Raw genomic sequence first — 25,187 nt, 5'->3', positions numbered from 1 at the left:
TCTGCCTAATATTATAAGGGGGCTTTTCCATGGGTTTTGCTATTATTTGCGCTTTAATTACATTGCTTGCCGGCTATGCAACATTTTCGGCACTTAAAAACAAAAACGTTCTTGGAATCGTATTTGGTGGGGGAACATTCGTAGTCCTTGGCTGGTTCACAATTATGACGATCCTTAACCACGGATTCCCAGTAGCTCATTAATCTTAAATACAAAAAAACCACCTCAGAGGGTGGTTTTTTTGCATTTTCCTTTATGAATCTTTGAGATACCAGTGCAAACTTATTCTTCGAGAAGCTGCTTTACACGGTTTACTTTATCCTCCATTTTCCTTTTTACATCCCGTCTGTCATCGATGCGTATATTTGTCGCAACCCGCTGAATGCCTGCATTAAAAGGTGCTTCATGTATCGCATGAATCACCTCGAATAAAACTGGCAAATCACCTTCAATCAATGTATTCATGGGTGTAAGCTGAAACTGGATTTTCCCCTGTTTTTCATACTCTTTCAGAATCTTTTGGATATCAGCTACATATGCGCTTACGCTTGGGGTCTGTGTTCCGATTGGTATGACTGTTACATCCACTATTGCCACATAAAACATCTCCTATTTCAATGAAATTAATTAATGGTACACAAACGAATTCCTGAATGCTTTAAGAATGAAGATATGCCCTTTCAGCCTATCATTCCTTCATTCATTGAACAAGTTCGACAATTTCCTTCGTCTTTAAATTTAGAACCTTTTCAAACTGGAAGCCATAAAGGCACAGTTCACCAGACGGAGCACAGGAAAGAGGCTCATTTGACAAACCTGAAAAAATTAAATCCTCGGTAAGGGAATCAAGATTTGTTTTAATCAGGTCAAAACCCTCCTCGTAGAGATCTGCTTCTCCCTGATGGACAGCACGCAAGTATAAGAATTCTTTGCCTCCGTCAATTAAATCATAGAAAGGAACCATCCATCCAGAGTAAGAAGTTAACAACTGAGCATCAATACTGGCTGCAGGAGTACGGGCATCCTTAAACAATTTATATTGTCCCAGTCCTGGATTAGCCTCCTCATCAATACCAACAGTCAAAAGATATTTACCAAAGGAATCAAATTGAAACACTTCGTTCATCAATGCAGAGGTTTTGCCATCTTGAATCGAAACCGAGTACAAAGGGGCCTGTAGCGAGATTCCTTCTTCATCCCACTTTTGGTATACAAGTTCATCTTTGGAAATCCAGCGTAAGAATGGTTCTGGCATGGTAAGCTTCTTCAGGTCATTTTTCTGTAAATCCCATAAAAAAGTAGTGAAATCCCATTCCTCAGTAAAGGTTGAAATCACAAGCAGATCTTCATTGAAAGGATTCCATTGAAATGTCAGCTCATATGATTGGATATTTGTTGAAAATAATTCTTTACCTTTAGTATCAATTATTGTTAGCTGACCTTCATTTGAAGCGGAAGTATGAACCAATATCATATTTTTACCGGGACTAGCATCAGCAGATATAATTGGCACATCACTTTCGAACAGGATGTCCGACTTTCCCGATGTGAGGTTATAGGAATAAAGTAAGGAGCGGCCGTCGTTCTTATTTGCGATATAGAGCATTGAAGAATCATTCAGCCAGCTGCTTGCCTTGTAGAATTCCTCACCTGCTGAATATTGAATTGGTAAGATTTCTCCACCAAGGAACCCGATGCCTGGTGATTTTTTCGCAAGATTCAAGCTGTGCTTTGCTTCTCCATGGAAAGACGCTTCAAGGTTAGAGGAGCAGCCTGGAAGGAATAATGCAGAAGTGATGATGAGGAATAACAAAATGGAGTAAAACGCACGATATGTATGTTCTGTTCTATTTTTCATTCCTTCACCCCCTCTATACACTGTATATATCTGTACGTTAAAAACGCCTAAATGTTTCAATCAATTTAGAATAATCCATATTTATTTTAAATACTGTTCAGATATTGATAACATACACCCCTGAATTTAAAAATTCAATTAAAAAATCAGCGTACCAGCCAATTCTTGTATTTTCAAGAGTTTTCAGACCAAATAGAAAAACCCGCGCCATTAAGGCGCAGGTTTTAGCTGCTTTACTCTCCAGATTGCGGATAGGCTTCTTTGCTTCCGTTCGGCTGGCCATAGAATCTCAGCAAGTCTCCATAAATGATTTTATCGGAATATTCGAGTTCATTCTTCGATTTTTCCATGAATGGTTCACATGCAGTTTTGTCAGTTGGCTTGCCTGTAGATTTATCATAGCAAGTATCACGAGTATAGACATAATCTTTGGTGATAAAGCTTCCGTCACGAAGAACAGCATAGTCAAGTCTGTCTTTCGAGAATAAATCTGATCCAAAATTAATGTTATTCTTTGTATCAATACCTAACAAGTGTAGAATTGTCGGCTTAATATCAATTTGTCCGCCAACTGTTGAAATTGTCTTTCCTTCTTCTCCAGGAATGTGGACAATCAATGGCACTCGCTGCAGCTGTGTGCTCTCGAATGGCGTGATTTCTTTACCGAGATATTCACTCATCGCTTTATTATGGTTCTCTGAGATACCGTAATGGTCACCGTATAAAATGATGATTGAGTCTTCGTATAGGCCTTCATCTTTTAATTTTTGTACAAACAGCTTTAATGCTTCATCCTGATAACGAACAGTAGGGAAATAATTATTCACTGTTTTATCGTTTGAAGTATATGGCTGAATATAGCTGTCTTCCTCGCCCAATTCGAATGGGAAGTGGTTTGTCAGCGTAATGAACTTAGAGTAGAAAGGTTTTGGCATAGCCTTCAAGTGATCCACTGACTGCTGGAAGAACTCAATATCCTTCATGCCCCAACCTACTGAGTTTTCTTCTTCAACCTTATAATCAGGAAGGGAGTAGAAACGTTCGTACCCTAATGATTGATACATGATATCACGGTTCCAGAAGCTTTTGTTATTAGCATGCAATGATGCTGTAAAGTATCCTTTTTCATTCAGGATTTCTGGTGTAGCTTTATATTCATTCCCAGAGTGCGTAAAGAAAACAGCACCGCGGCTCAATGGGTATAGTGAGTTTTCCACAAGGAATTCGGAATCCGAAGTTTTCCCCTGGCCGGTCTGGTGATAGAAATTATCAAAGTAATAACTTTCCTTAATGAAATCATTCAGGAATGGTGTGATTTCCTGTCCATTCACAGTTTGATTGATGACAAAGTTCTGCGTAGATTCCATCGAGATGAGGATTATGTTCTTACCTTTGGCAATTCCAAACATCTCATCATTCGGAGGCAAATAATTTGCCCGGACATAGTTGTCAATATCAGCTAACTCGCTGCCATCAGCCATTGCACGCTGTGCGGATGACTTTGACTGTAAGAAGGCATCATATAGATGGTAGTTGTACGTTCCGATATTCTTGACTAGCATTTCTCTGTCAAATGTTCTTGTAAGGAGCTGTGGACGCTCAGTTTCAGCCATTCCCAGGTTGAAGAAAGCAATCGCAATCGCTACAAGGAAAAATGCTCTGCGATCGACCTTTGAGTATTCCCGATATCCCATGAACTTAGGTTTAACTTTTACAAGAATGGCTAAGATGATAAAATCAGCGAAATAAAATAGGTCACTGAAGTTAATCAATTCGGTAACACTGCTTCCCAAATCACTCATATTGCTCGTTTGGAACAGGACTGGAATCGTCAGGAAGTCATTGAAGAAACGGTAGAACACTACATTCGCAAACAGGATTGCTGAAACTATGAAACTTGTAATAAGAACATAGCGTTTTTGATTCCTTTCCTTCATGAACAAACTGATTCCAAATATGAACATCAGGAAGCTTAAAGGATTAATGAACAGGATAATTTCCTGTCTCCAGTTTTCAATTTTAATATCAAAGCTAGTTTTATAGGCAATATACGTTTTCAGCCAAAGCAGGATCGTTGCAATGGCAACAATGGACGCTTTTGACCATTTATTGTTTTTCATTCGATTGCTACCTCCCTGTTATAAAGAAACAGATATGGGAATTTTCAGGTAAAAAGATCAATCCCTCAAGAATCAAACATAATCTTAATACTTTTTTTACGAAAAAGCAAACGTAAATTAACTGCGAAGAAGTATACTTGACAATTGACCTATCACATTGATTTTCCACCATTATAGACGATTGAAACCTTAAAAAGTTTCAGGAATGTCCAAATTCGGAAAATTGAAACTTTAACATGAAATAAAAATAGGGAGTTTTTCTTCTCAGAAAAACTCCCTGCCTTATAACTACGCTTGTGCAATTTTATTTTTCACGAGCCACGCAGCACCAATCACCCCTGCATCATTTCCCAATGTTGCAATGCTGATTTCTGTAGACTGTGCCACACGAGGGAAAGAATTGCGCAAAAATTGCTCTTTTACCGGGTTAAGGAGAACATCGCCTGCTTTTGATACACCTCCGCCCAGAACAATCTTTTCCGGGTTCAATGTGTTGGCAATGTTTGCGAGAGCGATCCCAAGATGCAGCGCCACTGTTTCAATTACTTTCAATGCAGTATCATCTTTTAGTCTGGCAGCATCAAAGACATCCTTTGCCGATACCATTCCTGTTTCCTTATAAATTGATGCTAGTTCTCCTTCAGCTGTGCCATTGTTCAATAAGTCAGCAGCTATTCTGACAATGCCGGTAGCTGAGGCAATTGTTTCGAGGCAGCCTGTTTTGCCGCAGTTACATGGAGCTCCGCCTTCAGCCAAAGAGGTGATATGGCCAATCTCTCCTGCAGCCCCGCTTACTCCATGGACGATATCGCCATTGGTGATTACTCCTCCGCCAACACCAGTTCCGAGGGTTACACATACCAGATCCTTTGCTCCATTTCCTGCGCCCTTCCACATTTCGCCCAGCGCAGCGCAGTTAGCATCGTTATCAACTACTGCAGGCAATGAGGTTTCAACTTCCAGCAGGTCTTTTAACGGGTAAGGCTCCCGCCAACCAAGATTCACTGCCTCGAAAATCACGCCAGTAGCCAGGTCAACTGGACCGGGAGCACCCATTCCAATTCCGATGAGTTCTTTTTTGGAATGCCCTAATTCCTCTAGCTTTGCATCTATCGCTTTTGCAATGTTAAGGGTAATGTTCTTTCCTTCGTTTGATACATCCGTGGGAATTTCCCATTTGTGATGGATTTCTCCATATACATTTATGAATGCCAGTTTAGTTGTTGTTCCCCCTAAATCTACACCAACGAGCCATTTATCAGCCATCTTGCGTCACCTTTTCTTGTTAGCATTTTTGTCTTTTTCCATCCGGATTTCCTGCCTCAACAGCAAAATCGCAGTTTGGTAATCCTTAGTCTCAATCAATTGGGAATTGTTCAGTTCCTTCAGCTCGGATTCCATGAGCTCTAAATCGGCTACCCTGTCACCTATGTAAATAAATGTCCCAAATTTTTTTAGGAACTGCTGGATGTCATATATTGTTTTCAACGTAATCCCCTCAATGTATGTGAAAATAAGAACATGTTTACATTACATAAGTATAATGGATACTTAATGCCTCCTCAAGAGTACTGGACAAGATTTTATATGAAAAAGGAAGCGTTTTTATAAATTCAGCTTTTAATATGCAAAAAAGCAGCAAAGGCTGCTTTTTCGAAATGTTATCCTTACCGGTCTGGATCCTGCGGATGCAGAATTCGCGGCCGGCGGTTTTTTAGTGGTATTGGTGAACGGACGAGCACATCCCGGAAAGCTCTAAGGTTAAATGGAATAAATGGCCATAAGTATGGCACTCCAAAGGATTTCATCCTGGCAAGCATGATAATAAACAAGACAATTCCGATCAGGAATCCGTAAAGCTGGAATGCTGCTGTCATGACAAGCAGGAACAGCCGTACAAGGCGGTTAGCCAGGCTCAGCTCATAACTTGGGGTTGCGAATGTCCCGATTGCTGCGACAGCAAGATAGAGAATGACTTCATTTGTCAGGAGTCCCACCTCAACGGCAACCTGACCGATCATCAATGCGGCAACGAGCCCCAGCGCCGTCGCCAGCGAGGTCGGTGTATGGATCGCTGCCATCCGCAGGACATCTATTCCAATTTCAATGATGAAAAACTGTAAGAACAGCGGGATTTTTCCCGGGTCGTTCGGACCGATATAAGAAAGCTGATCCGGCAGAAGTTCTGGTTTTACCGCAAATAAGTACCAGAGCGGAAGCAGGAACAAGGAAGACCACACCGCGAGGAATCTTACCATTCGCAAATAAGCACCTACAACCGGCTTATTCCTGTACTCTTCTGCATGCTGCAAATGATGCCAGAATGTTGTTGGAGTGATAAGTACGCTTGGAGATCCGTCAACAATTATGCAAACATGACCCTCGTACAAGTGTGTTGCAGCTGTGTCCGGCCTCTCAGTATACCTGACTGTAGGAAATGGATTCCAATGGCGGCCCGAAATAAATTCTTCAATCGTCTTTTCTCCCATCGGAAGACCATCCGTGTCAATTTTATTAATCGAGTCTTTTACCATCTTTACCATATCAGGATCAGCTATATCCTCAATATAGCAGATGACAATATCAGTCTGAGACCTTCTGCCAGCTTGCATGTACTCCATCCTTAAAGTACGGTCCCGGATTCTTCTTCTTGTAAGTGCAGTGTTGAAGACCAAGGTCTCCACGAACCCATCTCTCGATCCCCTGACAACCCTCTCGGTATCTGGTTCCTGTGGACCGCGGACCGGATAAGTCCTTGCATCAATCAGGATAATTTCTGAAACCCCGTCAACCGCAAGTGCTGTCGGACCGGCAAGAACCATATCCACTACCTTGTCAAGATTGTCTGTCGTTTCTACTTCGACGTAAGGTATGTATGTCTTGACCATCTTCTTAAGTGTATCAACATCCAATGTTCCAGGCTCAAGCTTGGCCAGTAATTGCATGATATAGAGCAGGATATCATCCTTCACAAATCCATCAACCAGAAACAGAGCCATATCTCTTCCAGCGTACTCAACATCGAGCTGGATGACATCAAAACTCTTGCCGATCCCTAGTTCTTCTCTTAAAAACTCAATGTTTTCCTTCAGGTTTTCATGTACGGGGTGCTTCTTTTTTTCTTCCATATCCTATTCAAACACCTTTCATTCCAGCGCTGCCCAATTTTTTCCTGTCTTTTTCTTCACCATCATTGCCAAAGAATTGAAAAAAAATACTTCAATGCATTACGCGGGGACAAGACTCATATAGTGTTATATCAAACAACATATGATCGTAAAAAAGGATGGACAAAATGAAAAAATATTTATTTTTAGGAATCAGTGTTCTTGCCATCGCAGTATCCGCATTGATGATTCAACTCCAATTCATAAACACATCGGAGGAAACCATCACATTCTTCCCATTGAGTGATGCAGTCCAATATAAAAGTGCGAACACGACTTTGACATTGCAAAAAGACAAAAAAAATAATCAGCACCAGGTTGATTGGAAGGTAAACTCGATTCTTGACAGCGAAGCTTATTTAAGACAGGATATGGGCCTGATGTTTGTCAACGGGCTTTTAAAAGGGAAAGTTGCAAAGTGGGAACAGGACACAGCCGATTTGTCCCAGGAAGAGATCATTTCAAATGGCGAGAGCGCCCGGTATGATGCAATAACGTTTCATTACTCTGAGCTCCATGGAAATGGGGATGAAATAACTAGTGCACAGAGAATGTCAGATGACCTTCTCTATGTAATTGACTCTCGTTTCAGTCCGCTTCGTTCCTTCAGGGCTGCAAAAAGCAATCAGGAGAAAGAATGGAAGCAAGTTCTTGACCAGAGTACTCTTAACAGGCTGAATAAAACCCTCAATAAGGCTGTAAGGACTTACGGATTCAATGCTGCAGATTATATTGCCATTCCACTGTACGAAATCAGGAAGTATGAAGACCAGCCAATCAATGGTTTTACGCAAGCCGAAACTGCTAATATTCTCGGCAGGCTGTGGGAAGGTTTATATAAAAATTACTATCTAGGCATTAAAAAAAGCAATGGCACTGTCGCAGATCCAGCGGACAGTACCATGCCTTTGATTTTAATATCCAGGGATAAAAGCCATCTACTCGTGGCTACCCAGACGAAAGACGGAGAAAGCATTATCCTGAAGCAGCTTCTTCAAGGTAGTAATTAATTTGTTCCAGTGTTTTTCGATAGCTTTCCTGTCCGGGTTTCAGCTCTACAGCTTTTTCAGCATATCCTTTTGCTTCCTTGAAATTCTTTAGTTCAAAATAAATTAATGCGAGATTATAATATGCTTCATGGAAACCAGGGTCCAGTTCGATCACCTGATGAAGATGTTTTTTCGCATCCTCCAGGCGTCCTTGCTTGATTTCAGTAAAAGATAGCAGGAATAGAGTTTCAGCTGATGGCTGACCTTCAACGGCATAATCGGAAAGTAAATCATAAGCCTGATCATATTCCTCAGCTTTGACATGCTGCTGCGCGAGTACAAGGATGGATCGCTCGTCAACCAGTTCAGCCTTGCCGCTGAACCCATACTGGAGAGAAAAGAAGATCAGTGCACTGGAAGCAGCAAGAAAAACAAGTTGAAGCAGTGGGCGTTTTTTCTTCGGGAGATGGAGAATTCCAGCTGCCGCAAAACCGCCGACAAGTCCACCCAAATGTCCGGCGTTATCAATGCCAGGGACCGTAAAGCCAAAAGCAAGGTTGATGCCCAGAACAATGAAAATATTAAGGCCCAATGTCCTCCAAAAAAGCCTTGGATTGGCTACACCAAAATAAAGCAATGCTCCAAAACAGCCAAAGATCGCTCCGCTCGCACCTGCAGAAAGATTTGGACTGAAGATAAAACTGGCGAGCACACCAATAAATCCTGCCACTATATAAATAAATAAAAATCTCAAGTTGCCATATAGACGCTCGACCATCGTCCCTAAATAGAACAAAGCAAGAGTATTCATGAATAAATGCAGCAATCCGATGTGGAGAAAGATCGGTGTGAAAAATCGCCACCATTCTCCTTCGAGTATAAGCGGGTTGAATTTAGCGCCAAATTTTATCAATGTAGAAGTATCCGTGCTCCCTCCTGCCGCTTCAAGGACGAGAAAGACCAAAATCTGCACTGCGATGAATATATAAGTAAAAAAAGGTTTTCCATAATTAAACACAGATTGTTCAGCTTTTGCCCTGTCTGTTGCCACTGAGAGGGCATTTTTCCTGATGGAATCGATATCCTCAACCGAAACGTCATCTGGAATATTCAATTCTGGCTGGCCTCCAAATTTAGTTGCGATATCCTTAATGGCAACAATCGCATTTGCCCGGTGCACCACTAATGATTCTACCGTCACCTTGCTCTGGTCCGCAGATTGAAATGGCTCAGAAATCCTGAATTCATAATCATCAACAGGTGGATAAGCACTAAAGTACAGATTTAATATCCGCAATTCTCTCTTAGCTAATTTCTTCCGGATTCTCTCACCGTTTTCCGCAGTCAGTTCTATATCGCGCTGCAGCCAGTTGCTCCAGTCAATATTATAATGAAGCAGGCGAACAACCTGCACATGTTTGTTCTCTGTTTTTTCCAGCCAAAGCTCTCCCTGATCCCTTGATAATTGCAGGATCCTGTATTCCTTTTTGACGATCAAATATTCGGTTACCTTCCAAAACAAATACTCTTCCAAAAAAGCCAACTTCTCCCCTACTTTCTTGCCTGATTGCCTTGCCTAAAAAATTCATGAAGGATTATCCTTTATTTTTTCCTCTATAAAAATATTATAAACGAAAGATACTCAAGCAAGATATCAAGAGCCCTCACAAACAGAAAAAGACCCGATAAGGTCTTTTTACTGGAAATCTGAAGGTCCTGAGAATACAGATTGCATCATCCTGTTTCTTATCCCAGGCAGTCCCATGATCGAACCCACAGCTACTCGACGTAAAAACCTGTTTCCCAGCAGCATATTCATGACACGGTACCTGTTTTCAAAAACAAAGTATCCTGCAAGGCCCAGCATGAAAATTGAAACCAGTTTCCTTACCATATATATCCCTCCCTTTTTATTTTGGGAAAAAGCAGATATTTTTATCCACTTCAGTAAAAAAAAACATCCATAAAAGTGGTATATATAATAGAAGAAAACGGTTTCATTTTATGCAAAAAGCGAACTGCCTCATCGGCAGCCCGCGCTTTCTTACCCTTTAAGGACTGGCTCCATCACTTTTCTTAATACGTCCACAGAATGGTCAAATTTCTTTTGTTCATCTTCGTTAAGTGACAACTCGACGATTTCCCTGATTCCGCCACGGTTGACAACAGCAGGAACTCCGATATAGATATCCTGATGCCCATATTCACCGTTCAAGTGCGCTGATATCGTAAGGATGGAGTTTTCATCATGGAGGATGGCTTTCGTCAAACGTACCAGCCCCATCGCGATTCCATAATAAGTGGCCCCTTTACGCTGGATGATGTGATAGGCTGCGTCACGGACATTCGTGAAGATCTCCTCCAGGTCATCCTGTTTATAGTGTGCCTGGTCCTTCATCATCATGGAAATCGGCTTTCCTCCGATATCCGCATGGCTCCATACAGGCAATTCAGTGTCGCCGTGTTCGCCGATAATATACGCATGTACATTGCGAGTATCCACTTTGAAATAATCACCCAGAAGGAAACGGAATCTTGCAGTATCCAAAATGGTCCCTGATCCTATAACCCTTTCTTTTGGCAGTCCTGAGAATTTCCAGACTGCATATGTCAGGATATCAACAGGATTTGTTGCAACAAGGAAAATTCCGTCAAAACCGCTAGCCATGATTTCGTCCACAATGCTTTTAAAAATCTTTGCATTTTTCTCCACGAGATCCAATCTGGTCTCACCTGGTTTTTGATTCGCACCTGCACAAAGGACGACAAGGTCTGCATGCTCGCAATCTGCATAAGACCCAAACCAGATTTTAGTCTGGGAAGGAGCAAATGCCATGCCATGGTTTAAATCCATTGCATCTCCTTCTGATTTTTCCTTATTCAAATCCACAAGCACTAATTCTTCTGCTACTCCCTGGTTGACCATCGCGAATGCATAACTTGATCCTACAAAACCTGTTCCTACCAGCACTACACGGTTTACACGATTTTTCATACTTCAGCTCCTCCAATTTGACTGATATCATTCCAAATAATTGCCTCAAATAGTATGTATTCTTTTCAAGACAGATAATGTTCGTTTATCATAATGCCATATATAAAATCATTCCCAATATTGCTGCTATAAAACACGATATAAAATTTACAGCATCATTATTGATGATTTTGTATCCTGATATCTTTTCCGTTGGCCTGGAACAGTGCCTGGTCTTTTCTGTGCACAATCCACATTCGGGGCACTTATAGCCTGCCTGGAGGTACGCGCCTAAAAATGTGTCCAGCATTGCACCGGCAACACCCAATACAATAATGGCCACCCCCCATCCTGAGCTTAAGTCAAAAAGGAGATAGGAGGATAATGCAATTAGGCATGCCCCTGCGGCAGAGGCAGCCGTTCCGAACCCTGAGACTGCTCCTGAAGTCCCACGAGGCACTCTTTTTAAGTTTCGTATAGAAACAGGCTGCTGTTTACTTAATACACCCAGTTCAGATGCCCAAGTATCCGCATTGGCACTTGCAAGGGAAGTTGAAAATACAATTAGCCAGACTGGATCTGGATTCAAGAGATTTGCCAAACCAGCCAGTGCAGCTGTACCTCCATTTGCAGCCACCTGGATCCAGTCCCTGGCAGACCCTTTTTCATGTATTTCTCCTAAGATTGCTTTACGTTTCTTTTTATATTTTGACAACATGCTGGATGTAAGGAAAAACACTCCCATAAGGCCGAGCCCTTTAAAACCAAAACCAGACCAAACCAATATACCTGTCAAAACTGCAGCTCCTGCCCCGGACTTGCTTAAAAAGCGGAGATAGCTGGCTGATGCAGCAACGATCACTATGAAACTAATGGCAAAATAAGTTTCAGTCGCCAATCATGATAACTCCTTCATCTGTGATGATTTTGCTTACTGGGATATCATGGGTTTCAACCGGGATATCAGAGACGATTTGATTCCCGAAAGCCAATGAAACCGTACTACCTTGGTAGTTGGCCAGAAAACGGTCGTAGTATCCTCCACCAAAACCAAGTCTAAATCCATTTCTCGAAAAAGCGAGACCAGGAACGATTACCAGATCAATTTCTTCCGGCGATACGCTATTTGTTTCCGTTACAATTGGTTCGAACAGACCATAATAAACACTTTCAAGCTGTGAGAATCTAGTCAACTCCCTGAAATCCAATCCTCTGGACACTGGTTCGCATTTGGGAATGACGATTCTTTTCCCCTCTTCCCATGCTTTCCTGATTAATTGAAAAGTATCCACTTCTGGAGCCTTAGAAATCGTTATAGCAATCGATGAAGCATTTTCCCAGTACTCATCCTGAAAAAGCCGCAGTGCAATCTGGTAGGATAGATCTTCATATTGAGGCATTGTTAAATTCGCTAAATCCGACCTTATCGAGTTTCGAAGTGATTTTTTTGCTTCCATCCTGCTCTCCCCCAAACATCACAAAAATTAATCTATGTATAAACTTTATCATTATTTTGCATCGGCCGGCATTTTTAAATCTCGTTTTTGGGCAAAGAAAAAAGCAGCTGGGAAAATTCCCGCTGCTTATTTTGTTTCGCGATGTACAGTAGAACGCTTTTCTCTTGAGCAATATTTCTTAAGTTCAAGACGATCTGGGTTGTTACGCTTATTTTTTTTAGAAATATAGTTGCGCTCTCCGCATTCTGTGCAAGCTAATGTAATATTTACACGCATGTAATTTCCCTCCAAACTATTCAAGCTAGGTTCGTGCATACGACTTTTCTATAATATCATTTTTTGTCGGGAAATGCTAGTGTGTTTTTTAAAAGCATCTGGTTCAGGTTTATTACGCTGTTTTTTTCTGTTCCTTCTATGATCCAGCAGCTGCTCTTTTGTGTTTCCCGTGCACCCAGTATTAGATCTAGTGAGAAAAGACTTGCCGCAGCCCCTTTTGCCATTGGCTGGTAATTAAGTTTTCCCGTTTCCCGGCAATTCCATAAACGCTCCGTACTGACATTCCAGATAGGCTGGACTGTACTCTGTTTCATCTTCCCACAACTGTTCATGCCGTTCACAAGATAAATCCTTTTGTCTGCAAAATGGAAAATGACATCTTCTGTTGGTGACACAAAACTGAATTGCTCATGTGCACTTTCAGCATGCTGCTGCATCAGGATTAACTTCGCGTCCTTAGTCGCTTTTGAATGGTTCGTTACATAAATATCAAAAAATTCCACCTTAGAATGAACATTTCCCTGTTTGATTTTAATCGATAGTTCATCGAATGGGAGGAGCTTCTCATTAACATTGCCCAGCCAGAATAGTTTGCCGTTAATCCATAAGCCTGGACTAAAGGTCAAAGGTTTTCTGCTGTATTCATAAACGTGTTCATTTTCTGCCTGAAGATAAGCATTTGACTTCATTCCATAACCCCCTTTTGACAAAATTTCATTAATGAACTTTTATAAAGTTGATCTGTTAACTGCGCATTTCTTGTCCAGCTGAATGTTTCTTTGAATAACAATTCACCGGTTTTTGCAATTTGATTTGCGGATGCTTCATGATCGAGAATCCATTCGATCGTCCTAGCCAGGCTGATGCCGTCCCCGGGCTTCATATGGAAACCTGTTCTTAAATGTTCTACGAGTTTTTGCATTCCGCCGATTTCCGAGACAATCGTTGGTATGCCTGAGGAAATTGCCTCTGCTGCCGCAAGTCCGAAGGGTTCGTATATGCTGGGGAATACGGCAACATCCGCTCTATGCATTAAACCTTTTCGGATCTCTTCGTTCACAAATCCGATAAAATAAACATTATCCATTAATGCCTGCTTCTCTACTTTTTGCCTGTATGTATCCAATAACGGACCATTTCCTGCTATCACAAAGCACAACTCCGAGCGATAACGCTTTAACAAAGCCGCGGCATCAATCAACGTTTCAAATCCTTTTTCCTTTACAATCCTTCCTATCGAAAAGACCACTTTCTTATCTTTTAGATAAGGATATATTTCCTCAACATTGAATTCTGGCTGGCCAGCGACCAGAATCTCTGCACCATTTGGGATCACTGTAATCTTTTCTCTCGGTACTTGAAATACAGAGATTACTTCATTCTCCATATAATCACTGCAAACAATTACTTCGTCTGCCGATTGAGCAAGATCTGTTTCCTTTGAAAATACAAATTGCTGAAGTTCTGTATAAATCCCATTATTCCTGCCATATTCCGTCCCATGAATCGTGGCAATTAACGGAATGCCTACAGATTTGCTAATAAATTCAGCAGCAGGCCCTGTAAGCCAATCATGAGTATGGACAACATCCACTTGAATTTCGTTAGAAATAGCAATTGCTTGATTAACTATTGCTAAATTCAAACCGCCTATCCAGGCAAGGAAATCAGGATCCTCGTCATTCAGAGGGGCTACCCTGTGAATATGAATCCCTTCCTTTTTTTCATAGTCTTGTGAGTCAAACACTTTTGCAGTTATGACATGGACTTCATAGTTGTTTTTTACAAGCTCAATCGAGAGAGCGTGAACATGTCTGGCAAGTCCCCCGACTATATGCGGCGGATATTCCCAGGAGAGCATCAGGATGGTTTTCCTTGGGGTTTGTTGTTTCCTGGTCACTTCCTGTTGCTCCCTTCAAGATTTTCGTAATAGGTGTAGGTGCTTACCTGCCCTGTCCAACCAGGAGCTCCCCTGGAACGAAGTTGACTATAAGATCCTGGTGAGTTAACCTTTGTTTTCAATTCATTTGACCTAAGGAGTGGAAAAATACTATTGCCATTCCGCAGGATTCCTATTTCTAAAACATAATCTTGGTCTGGATCAATCCCTTTGAATAACCAGCTTGATACACCTTGGGGCAGAACCACTTCCTGGAGATAAGTTTCACTTGTATAAGGACCATGTTTATAGAGCCGCAAGGTTTTAATGACATGCTCATCCGAATCATTGAAATACTGGCTAATGAACTGCACTTTTTCTTCATGAAGCTCCCAAAAGACAAAAAGCTTTCCGGATGGGAGGACTCGCGCAACCAGATGATCGTGAATCTTGATTTTGCTTATTCTATTGTTCGTCACGCTGTACCCCCAAATTAGTAAATATATTATCGAAATGAGCAATTATTCTATAAATTTATGTTAGCATGTTACCTGCCTTGCCACAATAAACGCAAATTGTCGCAATTTGCACCATGCTGAATAGCCTGTTTGGAAGCGATGAATTATTTTATCATAGTCTATTTGTACGACAATTTTAGTAAGTTTCCGACATCGTTTACAACGTCTGGAAATCACAATAAGACAAAACTATCATTTTTTTTCAGGAAAAAAATATGAATCGAATTTTCTATTTTTGAATGGTAAACTAGTTCTATGTGTACTAATTACAGCTCGGGAGGAATAACAGATGGGCTTTATCATTTCAAGCTTGGTTATTCTTGCCGCACTCCTTTTCGGATTTTCTTTCCTAATGAAAGATCCATACAAGGAATTGCGGGAGGAAATTGATCAGCTGACGATCCAACAAATCCAGGATCTTTATCAGATTAAGAAGAAAATGAAGGTACTTGAGGAAGAATTGCTGGTGAGTGATTCAATCCTGGACAAGCAGACTTCATTTAATACTGGAAAAAAGCAAATTCATGATATCATTAAAAACCAGGTATGGTCTCTTGCTCAGCAGGGGATGGATATTAATCAGATTGCGAAACAATCCTCGCTTACACCACAGGAAGTGCAGGAAATCATTAACGAATTCGTTGATAAAGGACAGATTGTATGAATAAACGAACAGCACAGGCATTCGCATTAGGACTCCTTTTTTCGGCCATTTTCCTATGGGCAGGCAGCAATGTAATCGCTAAAAAAGAACCGGAACAAAAAGTAGCAGTTTCAGATGCCAAGAAAATCCTTGAAACTAAAGGATATAAGGTGTTGAGCAGCAGCGAGTTTGCTGAACTTAACGAGAAGACGCCGGAAACCGTGAAAACAGAACAGCCAAAAGAAGAAGCTCCTGCAAAGGAAGAGCAAGTCAAAGAAGAAGTTAAAGAAGAGAAGAAGTTCACCCTTGTCATTGCAGGAGGCATGTCTCCTGGTGATGTTGCAGTCATGCTGAAAAGCCAGGGAATCATTGATGATGAAAGTAAGTTCGAACGGTTCCTGATTGACCAGGGCTATCATACTAAAGTACAGATTGGTCAATATGAGCTTACTAGCGGACTGGATTACCACCAAATCGCAAAAATCATCACAAAAAATAGATAGAATCTTGAACTGACCCTCATCTGGAGGGTCTTTTTTTATAGTATTGTGTAAAAAAAGGGGGTCACCACAAAGTTTAAAACTTTTGTGCACCCTCTTTTTTTAGGACGGCCTGAAAAAATGGTCCGTTGATTTCCGTTCCAGGCGCTTCGCTTTCCGCGGGGCCGGCGCTGAGCCTCCTCGCCGCCGTTGGCGTCTGCGGGGGTCTCACGTCTCCAGCTGATCCCGCAGGACATTGATTTTGCGTCCTCGAACCTGCCCATGCACGATGGAAATGCGTTAGCATTTTCGGATGAGTCTTTGCGCCTTCCACTCCAATCAACTCAGGTTTCTAAATTCATTTTTATCGCAAAAAAAAACAAGAAAAGAGGCGACTCTCAGATCGAATTTCTTCAACCTTTTTAGTCAGCCTCTTCTTTTACTATTGATTTAGGTCGTATCTCTTTCCTTTTACAAGATAAAATACATTTTCAGCGATATTTGTTACATGGTCAGCAGCTCTTTCGAGGTAACGGCTGATGAATGACAGTTGCGTAATTTGAGCCAGCTGCTCAGGCTTTGATTGTGCAAGGCTTAGCAGTTCCTTGATGGTCTGGCCGTAAAGGTCATCGACCTGATCGTCCATCTGGGCAACCTGCTTGGCTTTGTTCAAATCCTCTTCATTATATGCTTCTAATGATAGCTTGAGCATTTCGACAGATAGCTGGTGCATTTGTTTAATGTGCTCAATTGGTTTTACAAGTGGTTCATTTCCGATTCTGATAGTCGACTTCGCAATATTCACTGCGAAATCAGCCATTCTCTCGATATCTGTTGCAATCTTGATTGCAACAATCAATCTTCTTAAATCGACTGCTACTGGCTGCTGTTTGGCAATCAGTAATATCGCAAAATCATTGATTTCTTCCTCGAGTATGTTCGCTTCAGCGTCATCTTCAAGGATTTTAAGAGCTAGCTCTATATCTTTGTTTTCAAGAGCTGCAAGAGATTGATCAAGTGCATCTACCGCAAAGTTTCCAAGCTCCAGAAGTTTCTCATGCAATGTTTTCAGGTCTTCCTCAAATTTCCCTCTGACTACCATGAATTATCATCCTTCCAATGAATTTATTAGAAAAAATCAACCGAAACGTCCGGTAATATAATCTTCTGTCCTCTTGTCTGATGGATTGGAGAAAATTTTATCCGTCTCAGCAAATTCAATGACTTCTCCATTCAGGAAGAATGCAGTCTTGTCAGAGATACGGGCAGCCTGCTGCATGTTGTGCGTAACGATTATGATACTGAAATCCTTTTTCAATTCCTGGACAAGTTCCTCAACCTTCAATGTTGAAATAGGGTCAAGGGCAGACGTTGGTTCATCCATCAGGATGACATCTGGTTCAATCGCAAGAGCACGGGCAATACAGATACGCTGCTGCTGTCCGCCAGACAGGCCATAGGCATTCTGATTCAAACGGTCTTTGACTTCATCCCAGATTGCCGCTCCCCTTAAACTTTTTTCAACAATTTCATCAAGGATTTTCTTATCGCGGATACCATGGATTTTAGGACCGTAAGCTATATTCTCATATATCGATTTCGGGAATGGATTTGGTTTTTGGAACACCATTCCTACACTTGTTCTTAAATCTTCAACCTGATAGGACTTTTCAAGGATATTTCTTCCCCTGTATAAAATTTCACCAGAAATCTTAACAGTCGGCACCAATTCAACCATCCGGTTCAATGTCTTGATATAAGTGGATTTACCGCAGCCGGATGGCCCGATGATCGCCGTTACTTCATTTTCGTTGATCGCAAGGTTGATATTTTTTAAAGCATGCCCTTCCCCATACCATAGGTTAAGGTCTTTCGTATCATAAACAACCTTTTTAGAGTCTTTTGGAACTGAGTTCTTTGCATTTATATTTACAGTTGCATTTGTTTTATCTGTCACTACTGACATAAGTTAAAACCTCCCAGACTAATATCTTTTTTGGAATTTATTACGAATCAAAATGGCAATTGAGTTCATCACAAACAATACGAGTAAGAGTATCACAATTGTTGCAGCCGCCAGGTTGGCATATTCAGCAACAAGTGCTGAGTCAATTGTCCAGTAATAAATTTGCACTGGCAAAATCGTGAATTTATCAAAAATTCCATCTGGGACAGGGATTAACAATGCAGGAATGCCGATTACTACAAGCGGCGCGGTTTCACCAATCGCACGTGATAGAGCTAGAATGACACCAGTAAGGATTCCGGGCAATGCAGCCGGCAAAACAACATTTTTGATCGTCTGCCATTTTGTAGCACCCATCCCGTAAGAAGCTTCCCGCAGAAATTGCGGCACTGCGCGAATTGCTTCCTGGCTCGCCACTACTACAACCGGAAGAACAAGCAAGGCCATGGTCAAACCACCGGCAAGCACGACAGAACCTAAATCCAGAGCTCTTGCGAACACTGTCAAGCCTAATATACCAAATACTACAGAAGGTACACCTGCAAGATTCGAGATATTTGTTTTTATAAAGGTGGAAATGCGCCCCTTTGTTGCATATTCTTCTAGATATATTGCAGTACCAATCCCCAGGATCATCGTTACTGGTGCGACAACGAGCATCAGCCAGAGGGTACCCATTATCGCTCCCCAGATACCTGCTCTACCTGGATCAGTTGAAAGGCGGTTTGTCAGGAAATCTATGTTGATCCACGGTAATCCGTCCTTTAATACTCGGTAAATCAAAACAACTAATACGATCAGGCCGAAAAGTGTTGCCAGTAAGAAAAGTCCTTTTGCCAGATTGTTTGCAAATAATCTGGAACCCATCTTCTTCTGGACTTGTGTCGAATCTACATATTTCATCTTAATATTCCTCCCTGAACTTGCGAGAGATATACTGAGCTACAAGGTTCATGATCAGTGTGAACACAAACAAAGTCATCGCTACAGCATAAAGACTGTAATATAATGTTGTGCCGGCAGCCGCTTCGCCGCCTGTTACTTCAACAATATAAGCCGTCATTGTCTGCATGGATTGTGTAACATCGAAAGTGAAGTTCTTTGAACTTCCACTGGCAATCGCAACAATCATTGTTTCGCCAATCGCCCTTGAAATTCCAAGTACGAATGACGCGATGATCCCTGAAATCGCAGCAGGAATAACGACCTTCCAAGTTACTTCAAGCTTTGTTGCACCAAGTGCCAATGCACCTTCCCTCATGGCATTCGGCACAGAACTCATCGCATCCTCCGATAATGATGCGACCATCGGAATGATCATGATCCCCATTACAATACCGGGGCTCAAGATATTTGTCGGTTCAAGGCCAGGAATAAAAGATCTCAATAATGGTGTTACAAAAGTAAAAGCAAAGAAACCATATACAATAGTAGGAATGCCCGCCAGAATCTCCAGAATTGGCTTTAACATTCTGCGTGTTTTCTCAGTAGCATATTCGCTCAGGAAAATCGCTGTCATTAACCCAATCGGTATGGCAACAAGCATTGCGATCACTGTAGAAATTAAAGTTCCTGTCAGAAGGGGCAATACGCCAAAGACTGCATTTTCTCCCAATGGCTTTAATTGAGTTCCAGTGAAGAAATCTATGAATGGAACAGCTTTAAAAAAAGAGATTGTTTCTGTTAATAAAGTAAGTACAATACCAATTGTCGTAAAAACTGAGATCGCTGCAATTCCAAATAATATTTTTGGTATTAATTTTTCAGTTGTATTGTTGATGCTTTTCGTCTTTTTCTTTTCCTGTATGATTTCACGTACATTCAACTTTTTGCTGTGATCTTGAACAACGCTTTTTGCCACGCGAAAAACCCCTTTCATCCTTCTCATCCAAGGAAGAACTTTTCCTTATATTACCCAAGGAAACAAAAAATAACATATTCACACGCAAGAAGATGAGAAGGTTAGACCTCTCATCTCCTCGTGGTAAAGGTTTACTTCTTTAAGCCATTTAAGGCATCAAGAGCAGCTTTTACATCCTCGTCAGATAATGGTGCGAAACCAGTCTCTTTCGCAACATCCTGCGCATTGTTCATTGTGTAAATAGCATAATCCAGTACTTGTGGCTTTTCTTTTGCATTATTTACATTCAAATATGTGAACACAGGGCGAGTGAATGGTGCATAATCGCCATCTTCTTTAATTGTGTCCAGTGACGGCTCAACAGGGCCTTTGCCGAAATCAACTTTCACTGCAGAAAGCTTGTCTTTGTTGCTTTCGTAATAACCATAACCGAAGAATCCAATTGCGTTCTTATCTTTAGAAACAAGATCTACTAGAGTTGAGTAGTCTTGCTGCAAATTAATGTCCTCAGGAAGATCTTGCTCTTCAAGGATTGTTTCAAACATGAATTCGTAAGTTCCGTGATTTTCATTAGGGCCGTAAGTCTTGATTTCTTCATCCGGGAAATCAGCACGGACATCAGACCATTTTTTCTTTTCTGCGCTAGCAAGGAAAATATCTTTCACTTCTTGTTCAGTCAGCTCTGAAGCCCAATCATTATCTTTATTAATGACGATTGTGATACCGTCAAGTGCAACCTTCATTTCCTGTACTTCGATGCCAAGCTCTTCTGCTTTGGCTTTTTCCTCGTCCTTGATTGAACGTGAAGCATCGTTGTAGTCAGTACCGTCTTTAGCAAGGAATTTCTTGAAGCCTGCTGAAGTTCCGGAGCGGCTAACTTCTACAGATACATTTTCTTGTTCACCCATATAGTTTTCAGCCATGCGTGCCATGAATGGATAAACTGTACCAGAACCGTCGATGACTACACTGCCTTCCAGTTCTTCACCGTTTCCGCCTTCGTTATCTCCGCCTCCACAAGCTGCAGTGAATACCATGACAGCTGCGAGCATTAAAAACAGACTCATTTTTTTAAGACTCTTCATTCCTTAATTCCCCCTACGAGATGTGGTTGTTTGGTTGTTTTGTCCTACAGTCCAAGAATAAAGCTTTTCTTTTAACGTTGTTTTAACTGAATGTAAAGGTTTTGTAAATTCGGATGCTTCATGTGTAAATATGCAGAGAAATGGTAATACAAACAGGATTGTCGGTTGAAGATAGTATACCCAGCCAAATCAAAAAAAAACTGCCCCAAAAGGGACAGTTCAACTAATTCTTATTGTTCGATTTCTTCTTCAATCTCGTCAAGAAGTTCAGTTCCTTCTTCTTTTCTCTCAATTTCCTGGACGGGCTGTTCGGGATTCATATTCCCTTCCATTCGCTTTTTCTTCAGTTCAAAATAGGTATCCAGTACCCTGCGTCCGATATCGTTATTGGCATGGTGTCCCTGGTTGCCTTCATATGCCCATGGAACCATTACTGCCATGGCAATCTCAGGATTCTCATTAGGAGCATATGCAACCAGGCTCAAGTTCATCACTTCAGGAGGCTTATCATATTTACTTCTTTGAGGCCCATCGTAAAAAGCCTGTGCAGTACCGGTCTTACCTGCGGGTTTATAATCAGCAGTGTAAAATGTTCCATAAGCAGTACCGCCTCTTTCCTGCATCACCCTTCTGAAGCCTTCCTGCACGCGTTCAAACCAACCAGGTTCAGCGTCGACTTTATTAAGGATCACAGGTTCGATTTCACTCATCACTGGGCCAACTTCATTATTCTTCATGACAGGCTCGCGGATTTCTCTGACAATCCTTGGCTGAAGCCTGTTGCCGCCATTGGCGATCGTTGAAACATACTGTGCAAGCTGTAATGGTGTATAAGTATCGTACTGACCAATCGCAAAGTCAAGCAAAAGACCAGGCCGTCTTTCTGAGCCTTTGAATCCAACCATTTCGTTAGGAAGATCGATTCCTGTCCGTGTTCCAAGACCAAATTGGCTAAAGTAATTCCTCATTGTATCAAATGCTTCAGGTTCCAGGTATAACGGCTGATCATACTTATAATTTCCTTTACCGATGTTTATGGCAGTCCTGAACATATAGACGTTTGAGGACACTTTCAGGGCATTGCGGTCATCAAGTGTTCCCAATCCAGCCTTCCAGGATTTTTTCGGATTTGTTCCTTTGATTTTTATCGGTGTATCATAAAACTGAGTTCCTGGACTGATCGCACCTGTTTTGAAGCCAGTCAGGATGGTAGCCCCCTTTACAGCGGAGCCAACGTTATAGGATGTCGTGAAGTTGCCGCTCGCAAAATCCTGCATGACTGCTTTGCCTGTGTCTTCATCTCTTACGATTTGCTTTCCTGCAAGCGTAAGGACTTCACCGGTGTTTGGGTCCATCAGTACAACGAATGCCCTGTCCAGCAAGCCTGTCCTTGGCTGCTGCTTCGCGTTAGATAATTCTTCTTCAATAATTTTCTCAACAGCCAACTGAAGATCCATGTCAATGGTAAGCACAAGATCTTTGCCGCGCTGACCTTCAGTTATTACATTCGTATCAAGAACATTGCCTGCTTTGTCGGTGATGTTTTTCACCTTAGCCTTTTGGCCATGGAGTACATCTTCATATTGCTGCTCAATATAACTTAAGCCTACTCTGTCATTTCGGCTGTACCCACGTGAAAGGTAATACTCAAGTTTTTCTTTCGGCAAACCTTTTTCAGAATCACTTACCTTGCCCAAAATCGATTTAAGCGTTTTGTCAAATGCGTAGTGGCGCTCCCAGTCTGTCGTGGTATCTACACCAGGAAGCATTTCCAGATTTTCACTGACAATCGCGAACTCTTCAGGCGTTACGTCTTTCTTAACAATTTGCGGCGACAACGCATATCCGCTGATCAATTCACGGAATATTGCAAGAATCTCCATATCTTCTTTAGAGAGTTCATCGAGTTCGTTTTTAGTGATACGGTCGAGCTGGAGGTTATAAATTGCTTTGTCGTCCAGCTTTTTTTCGTCATAAAGGGCCCATTCCTCTTCTTTGATTTTTAGTTTGGCGCGCTCTTCGTTTCGTAAGATCCAGTAATCCTTTTTATCACGCTCTCGTACTTTCTTTAAATCTTCCTCTGAATCCTTTGATATCAATTTTGCAAGGCGTTCAGCGATCATCAGCATTTCCTTCGTTTCAGTACTCTGGCTCTTTGTATAAGTAATCGCCTTGCTTGGTGTATTATCAACGATGGTTTTCATATTCCGGTCATACATTTTTCCTCTGGGTACCGGATTATTGACGGTTATATCCTCCGTCCGTTCAATTTCCCTCTTAAAATCCTCACCATATACGATTTGAACAATGCCCAGTCTTAAAATCAGCATTGAGAATAACAAAAACACTGCAAAAAATACCATATTCAGCCTGAATGGCACATGCGTCTTCTTTTTCTTCTTATTATTCAAGCCTCTCCCACCTCTTCAGTCTGTGTCCATGTATAAGCACTAACTTTTATTTTAACGAAATCAGGCACCTTTTTCTATCAATAAAAACTGGCAGAAAATTTTTCCATTATTCTCATTTTAATCACTCTAATTTTCCCCATAGAAAAACCGGGAATGCTCCCGGTCAGGCTGGAACTTTTAATTGAATCTGCCTTATGCAAAAATAAATAAGCGTATGCCCGCTGCCAAGGACTACAAGAAGAATCGGAATAACTCTTTCTTCATTAAATACAGTGATTGAGCCAAGGAACAACAAGATTGAAAAGATCCTTCCGAGATTCAGGAAGATCTCTCTTACTACAATATATTCGATTCTCATTTCAGCAGCTTTCCATCCTCTCCCAATCACATCGTAGGTCATTGAAGCATAAGGGACGAGGAGCAGTGGATAAGCAACTGCGATCAGAGCCGCATATAACAGCAGACGGAAGTAGCTTAGCTCAAAAACAAGCAGGAAGATGGCAAAAAAGAGGATTAATCCACCTGCAAAAATAGCTTTTTTCCTGTTTTCTTTTTTTAGCATGCGTGAAACAAAAAAGTAAGCAAGAAATGAGATTCCCGAGTTGATCAGTCCGTAAGTGCCCAGGGCCATTTCACTGTCAGTGGCGATAAAAACAAAGACAGAAACGATAAAAACAAAAACACCTTCCCTAAGCCCCTGAAAGAAATGAGCATTCGTAATCATCCGCCAATTTTTATCATGCTTTCTTTCGGTAATGATCCTCTGAAACCAGTACCTTCCGTGCGCTGGCCTCCGCTTCAAGAAAAAACTCAGGAAAACAGCCATGGTAAACAATCCTAATGAAAGTCCGAATACAACAGTGTAGCCTGTGAATTTTTCAAGTTTAGATATGATGAATCCTGCTGCAACAGGCCCAATCATCCCTCCTACTGACCCGAGTATCCCTAAAAAACCATTAAAAAAATCACGCGTTTCAGGCTCAGTGATCTCAAATGTAAGGACGTTGAAGGCAAGCCAGTAAAAGCCATATCCAATTCCCAGCAGTCCCCCAAGGATAAACAGGTAATCAGATGCTTTAGTGCCGACCAGCAAGACAGTTACATAAAAGAAAGCCAAAAAAATCACGCCTATGCGAAGCACGATGACTCTATCGACTTTTTTTGCCCATCTTCCTGCAAGGATGAATGTTAATGGCTGGGCAATGACAATTGACAGATTATACATACCCAGGTCTGCCAATTCGCCAGATTGCTTCCATAAATAAATATTGACGAAGGTGTTAGAAAGGGCAATGCTCAATGAGTATAGTCCCCCAATAATCAATAGGAGCATTAAATCCTTTGTCAGCTCGATGTCTCCTAATAATTTCTTTACTTTGCTCATGATCTACTCCCCTTTTCTCTAGGGTAGTTTCTGACAAAGTAAAGGGGGTTATTCAGTTTTCGGTGTGCCATTTCGGATACAGGAGATTCGAACATAAAAAAGAGGCTGCAATCAATTGCA

The 25,187-nt window shown here is 41.4% G+C and carries 26 protein-coding genes; 4 read left to right on the top strand and 22 right to left on the bottom strand.

The annotated features are described in order from the left end of the window. The first annotated feature begins 29 nt into the window (after positions 1-29). Positions 30-203 carry a DUF2759 domain-containing protein gene (locus ACXAEA_RS08125; protein ID WP_475095394.1) on the top strand — a complete coding sequence of 58 codons (174 nt, stop codon included), beginning with the start codon at positions 30-32 and terminating at the stop codon, positions 201-203. A 79-nt stretch (positions 204-282) separates the two neighbouring features. Here ACXAEA_RS08125 and ACXAEA_RS08120 read toward each other — a convergent pair whose 3' ends face one another. The 6 genes from ACXAEA_RS08120 to ACXAEA_RS08095 form a co-directional block, all read right to left on the bottom strand. Next, a complete protein-coding gene (locus tag ACXAEA_RS08120; RefSeq protein WP_475095393.1) occupies positions 283-597 on the bottom strand; it encodes an MTH1187 family thiamine-binding protein in 315 nt (104 codons plus the stop codon). Between the two features lie 103 nt (positions 598-700). Then, on the bottom strand, positions 701-1,858 hold the full coding sequence (locus tag ACXAEA_RS08115) for a YqgU-like beta propeller domain-containing protein (RefSeq protein WP_475095392.1): 1,158 nt from the start codon (positions 1,856-1,858) through the stop codon (positions 701-703). A 233-nt stretch (positions 1,859-2,091) separates the two neighbouring features. Then, positions 2,092-3,978 carry an LTA synthase family protein gene (locus ACXAEA_RS08110; protein ID WP_475095391.1) on the bottom strand — a complete coding sequence of 629 codons (1,887 nt, stop codon included), beginning with the start codon at positions 3,976-3,978 and terminating at the stop codon, positions 2,092-2,094. 288 nt (positions 3,979-4,266) lie between these two features. Next, positions 4,267-5,244 (bottom strand): ROK family glucokinase, encoded by a 978-nt coding sequence (locus tag ACXAEA_RS08105; RefSeq protein WP_475095390.1) that lies wholly within the window; start codon positions 5,242-5,244, stop codon positions 4,267-4,269. Positions 5,245-5,250: 6 nt separating this feature from the next. Beyond that, the gene (locus ACXAEA_RS08100) at positions 5,251-5,466 is read right to left on the bottom strand and encodes a YqgQ family protein (RefSeq protein WP_475095389.1); all 216 of its coding nucleotides are present in this window, start codon (positions 5,464-5,466) and stop codon (positions 5,251-5,253) included. Positions 5,467-5,645: 179 nt separating this feature from the next. After that, positions 5,646-7,106: a spore germination protein gene (locus ACXAEA_RS08095; protein ID WP_475095388.1), complete on the bottom strand. Its 1,461-nt coding sequence runs from the start codon at positions 7,104-7,106 to the stop codon at positions 5,646-5,648. Between the two features lie 167 nt (positions 7,107-7,273). Between ACXAEA_RS08095 and ACXAEA_RS08090 the strand changes: the two genes are divergently transcribed. Beyond that, positions 7,274-8,155, top strand: a complete 882-nt coding sequence (locus tag ACXAEA_RS08090; RefSeq protein WP_475095387.1) for a hypothetical protein — start codon at positions 7,274-7,276, stop codon at positions 8,153-8,155. Here the strand turns inward: ACXAEA_RS08090 and ACXAEA_RS08085 are convergent. From ACXAEA_RS08085 to ACXAEA_RS08045, 9 genes are all read right to left on the bottom strand, one after another. Beyond that, positions 8,121-9,677, bottom strand: coding sequence for a rhomboid family intramembrane serine protease (locus ACXAEA_RS08085; protein ID WP_475095386.1), 1,557 nt, complete (start codon positions 9,675-9,677; stop codon positions 8,121-8,123). The genes ACXAEA_RS08090 and ACXAEA_RS08085 overlap by 35 nt on opposite strands. Positions 9,678-9,830: 153 nt before the next feature. After that, positions 9,831-10,028: a hypothetical protein gene (locus tag ACXAEA_RS08080; protein ID WP_475095385.1), complete on the bottom strand. Its 198-nt coding sequence runs from the start codon at positions 10,026-10,028 to the stop codon at positions 9,831-9,833. A gap of 150 nt (positions 10,029-10,178) precedes the next feature. Further along, the gene (locus tag ACXAEA_RS08075; protein ID WP_475095384.1) at positions 10,179-11,129 is read right to left on the bottom strand and encodes an L-lactate dehydrogenase; all 951 of its coding nucleotides are present in this window, start codon (positions 11,127-11,129) and stop codon (positions 10,179-10,181) included. An 88-nt stretch (positions 11,130-11,217) separates the two neighbouring features. Then, complete coding sequence (locus ACXAEA_RS08070) at positions 11,218-12,006, bottom strand: DUF92 domain-containing protein (protein ID WP_475095383.1); 789 nt, start codon at positions 12,004-12,006, stop codon at positions 11,218-11,220. After that, the gene (locus tag ACXAEA_RS08065; protein ID WP_475095382.1) at positions 11,996-12,565 is read right to left on the bottom strand and encodes a 5-formyltetrahydrofolate cyclo-ligase; all 570 of its coding nucleotides are present in this window, start codon (positions 12,563-12,565) and stop codon (positions 11,996-11,998) included. Before ACXAEA_RS08065 ends, ACXAEA_RS08070 begins: the two co-directional genes overlap by 11 nt. Positions 12,566-12,691: 126 nt before the next feature. Continuing rightward, entirely contained in the window at positions 12,692-12,841 is a 150-nt protein-coding gene (rpmG, locus tag ACXAEA_RS08060; RefSeq protein WP_082686875.1) for a 50S ribosomal protein L33, read from the bottom strand. A 56-nt stretch (positions 12,842-12,897) separates the two neighbouring features. Then, positions 12,898-13,530, bottom strand: a complete 633-nt coding sequence (locus tag ACXAEA_RS08055; RefSeq protein ID WP_475095381.1) for a hypothetical protein — start codon at positions 13,528-13,530, stop codon at positions 12,898-12,900. Beyond that, on the bottom strand, positions 13,527-14,741 hold the full coding sequence (locus tag ACXAEA_RS08050) for a glycosyltransferase family 4 protein (protein ID WP_475095380.1): 1,215 nt from the start codon (positions 14,739-14,741) through the stop codon (positions 13,527-13,529). The genes ACXAEA_RS08055 and ACXAEA_RS08050 overlap by 4 nt, the downstream gene beginning before the upstream one ends. Continuing rightward, positions 14,738-15,199: a DUF4912 domain-containing protein gene (locus ACXAEA_RS08045; RefSeq protein WP_475095379.1), complete on the bottom strand. Its 462-nt coding sequence runs from the start codon at positions 15,197-15,199 to the stop codon at positions 14,738-14,740. Before ACXAEA_RS08045 ends, ACXAEA_RS08050 begins: the two co-directional genes overlap by 4 nt. Before the next feature lie 328 nt (positions 15,200-15,527). On the opposite strand from ACXAEA_RS08045, the gene ACXAEA_RS08040 reads away from it, so the two are divergent. Next, positions 15,528-15,902 carry a hypothetical protein gene (locus tag ACXAEA_RS08040; protein WP_475095378.1) on the top strand — a complete coding sequence of 125 codons (375 nt, stop codon included), beginning with the start codon at positions 15,528-15,530 and terminating at the stop codon, positions 15,900-15,902. Then, positions 15,899-16,384: a hypothetical protein gene (locus tag ACXAEA_RS08035; protein ID WP_475095377.1), complete on the top strand. Its 486-nt coding sequence runs from the start codon at positions 15,899-15,901 to the stop codon at positions 16,382-16,384. Before ACXAEA_RS08040 ends, ACXAEA_RS08035 begins: the two co-directional genes overlap by 4 nt. Positions 16,385-16,802: 418 nt before the next feature. Here ACXAEA_RS08035 and phoU read toward each other — a convergent pair whose 3' ends face one another. The 7 genes from phoU to ACXAEA_RS08000 form a co-directional block, all read right to left on the bottom strand. Then, on the bottom strand, positions 16,803-17,462 hold the full coding sequence (phoU, locus tag ACXAEA_RS08030; protein ID WP_475095376.1) for a phosphate signaling complex protein PhoU: 660 nt from the start codon (positions 17,460-17,462) through the stop codon (positions 16,803-16,805). Between the two features lie 36 nt (positions 17,463-17,498). Next, positions 17,499-18,326 carry a phosphate ABC transporter ATP-binding protein PstB gene (pstB, locus tag ACXAEA_RS08025; RefSeq protein ID WP_475095375.1) on the bottom strand — a complete coding sequence of 276 codons (828 nt, stop codon included), beginning with the start codon at positions 18,324-18,326 and terminating at the stop codon, positions 17,499-17,501. Positions 18,327-18,344: 18 nt separating this feature from the next. Beyond that, positions 18,345-19,229 (bottom strand): phosphate ABC transporter permease PstA, encoded by an 885-nt coding sequence (pstA, locus tag ACXAEA_RS08020; RefSeq protein ID WP_475095374.1) that lies wholly within the window; start codon positions 19,227-19,229, stop codon positions 18,345-18,347. A gap of 1 nt (position 19,230) precedes the next feature. Beyond that, a complete protein-coding gene (gene pstC, locus ACXAEA_RS08015) occupies positions 19,231-20,205 on the bottom strand; it encodes a phosphate ABC transporter permease subunit PstC (RefSeq protein ID WP_475095373.1) in 975 nt (324 codons plus the stop codon). A gap of 113 nt (positions 20,206-20,318) precedes the next feature. Beyond that, positions 20,319-21,272: a PstS family phosphate ABC transporter substrate-binding protein gene (locus tag ACXAEA_RS08010; protein WP_475095372.1), complete on the bottom strand. Its 954-nt coding sequence runs from the start codon at positions 21,270-21,272 to the stop codon at positions 20,319-20,321. Positions 21,273-21,502: 230 nt separating this feature from the next. Further along, entirely contained in the window at positions 21,503-23,683 is a 2,181-nt protein-coding gene (locus ACXAEA_RS08005; protein ID WP_475095371.1) for a peptidoglycan D,D-transpeptidase FtsI family protein, read from the bottom strand. 163 nt (positions 23,684-23,846) lie between these two features. Beyond that, positions 23,847-25,067: an MFS transporter gene (locus ACXAEA_RS08000; protein ID WP_475095370.1), complete on the bottom strand. Its 1,221-nt coding sequence runs from the start codon at positions 25,065-25,067 to the stop codon at positions 23,847-23,849. Positions 25,068-25,187 lie beyond the last annotated feature (120 nt).

This window comes from Mesobacillus sp. ABV4_180 (genome assembly GCF_056158485.1).
This window is presented reverse-complemented; position numbering and strand designations above follow the sequence as displayed.

Excerpts from the sequence above, each read along its gene's own strand:
- ACXAEA_RS08125 (WP_475095394.1), top strand. The coding sequence starts at position 30 with ATGGGTTTTGCTATTATTTGCGCTTTAATTACATTGCTTGCCGGCTAT.
- ACXAEA_RS08115 (WP_475095392.1), bottom strand. The coding sequence starts at position 1,858 with ATGAAAAATAGAACAGAACATACATATCGTGCGTTTTACTCCATTTTG.
- ACXAEA_RS08110 (WP_475095391.1), bottom strand. The coding sequence starts at position 3,978 with ATGAAAAACAATAAATGGTCAAAAGCGTCCATTGTTGCCATTGCAACG.
- ACXAEA_RS08105 (WP_475095390.1), bottom strand. The coding sequence starts at position 5,244 with ATGGCTGATAAATGGCTCGTTGGTGTAGATTTAGGGGGAACAACAACT.
- ACXAEA_RS08095 (WP_475095388.1), bottom strand. The coding sequence starts at position 7,106 with ATGGAAGAAAAAAAGAAGCACCCCGTACATGAAAACCTGAAGGAAAAC.
- ACXAEA_RS08090 (WP_475095387.1), top strand. The coding sequence starts at position 7,274 with ATGAAAAAATATTTATTTTTAGGAATCAGTGTTCTTGCCATCGCAGTA.
- ACXAEA_RS08080 (WP_475095385.1), bottom strand. The coding sequence starts at position 10,028 with ATGGTAAGGAAACTGGTTTCAATTTTCATGCTGGGCCTTGCAGGATAC.
- ACXAEA_RS08075 (WP_475095384.1), bottom strand. The coding sequence starts at position 11,129 with ATGAAAAATCGTGTAAACCGTGTAGTGCTGGTAGGAACAGGTTTTGTA.
- ACXAEA_RS08065 (WP_475095382.1), bottom strand. The coding sequence starts at position 12,565 with ATGGAAGCAAAAAAATCACTTCGAAACTCGATAAGGTCGGATTTAGCG.
- rpmG (WP_082686875.1), bottom strand. The coding sequence starts at position 12,841 with ATGCGTGTAAATATTACATTAGCTTGCACAGAATGCGGAGAGCGCAAC.
- ACXAEA_RS08055 (WP_475095381.1), bottom strand. The coding sequence starts at position 13,530 with ATGAAGTCAAATGCTTATCTTCAGGCAGAAAATGAACACGTTTATGAA.
- ACXAEA_RS08040 (WP_475095378.1), top strand. The coding sequence starts at position 15,528 with ATGGGCTTTATCATTTCAAGCTTGGTTATTCTTGCCGCACTCCTTTTC.
- ACXAEA_RS08035 (WP_475095377.1), top strand. The coding sequence starts at position 15,899 with ATGAATAAACGAACAGCACAGGCATTCGCATTAGGACTCCTTTTTTCG.
- phoU (WP_475095376.1), bottom strand. The coding sequence starts at position 17,462 with ATGGTAGTCAGAGGGAAATTTGAGGAAGACCTGAAAACATTGCATGAG.
- pstB (WP_475095375.1), bottom strand. The coding sequence starts at position 18,326 with ATGTCAGTAGTGACAGATAAAACAAATGCAACTGTAAATATAAATGCA.
- pstA (WP_475095374.1), bottom strand. The coding sequence starts at position 19,229 with ATGAAATATGTAGATTCGACACAAGTCCAGAAGAAGATGGGTTCCAGA.
- pstC (WP_475095373.1), bottom strand. The coding sequence starts at position 20,205 with ATGAAAGGGGTTTTTCGCGTGGCAAAAAGCGTTGTTCAAGATCACAGC.
- ACXAEA_RS08010 (WP_475095372.1), bottom strand. The coding sequence starts at position 21,272 with ATGAAGAGTCTTAAAAAAATGAGTCTGTTTTTAATGCTCGCAGCTGTC.
- ACXAEA_RS08000 (WP_475095370.1), bottom strand. The coding sequence starts at position 25,067 with ATGAGCAAAGTAAAGAAATTATTAGGAGACATCGAGCTGACAAAGGAT.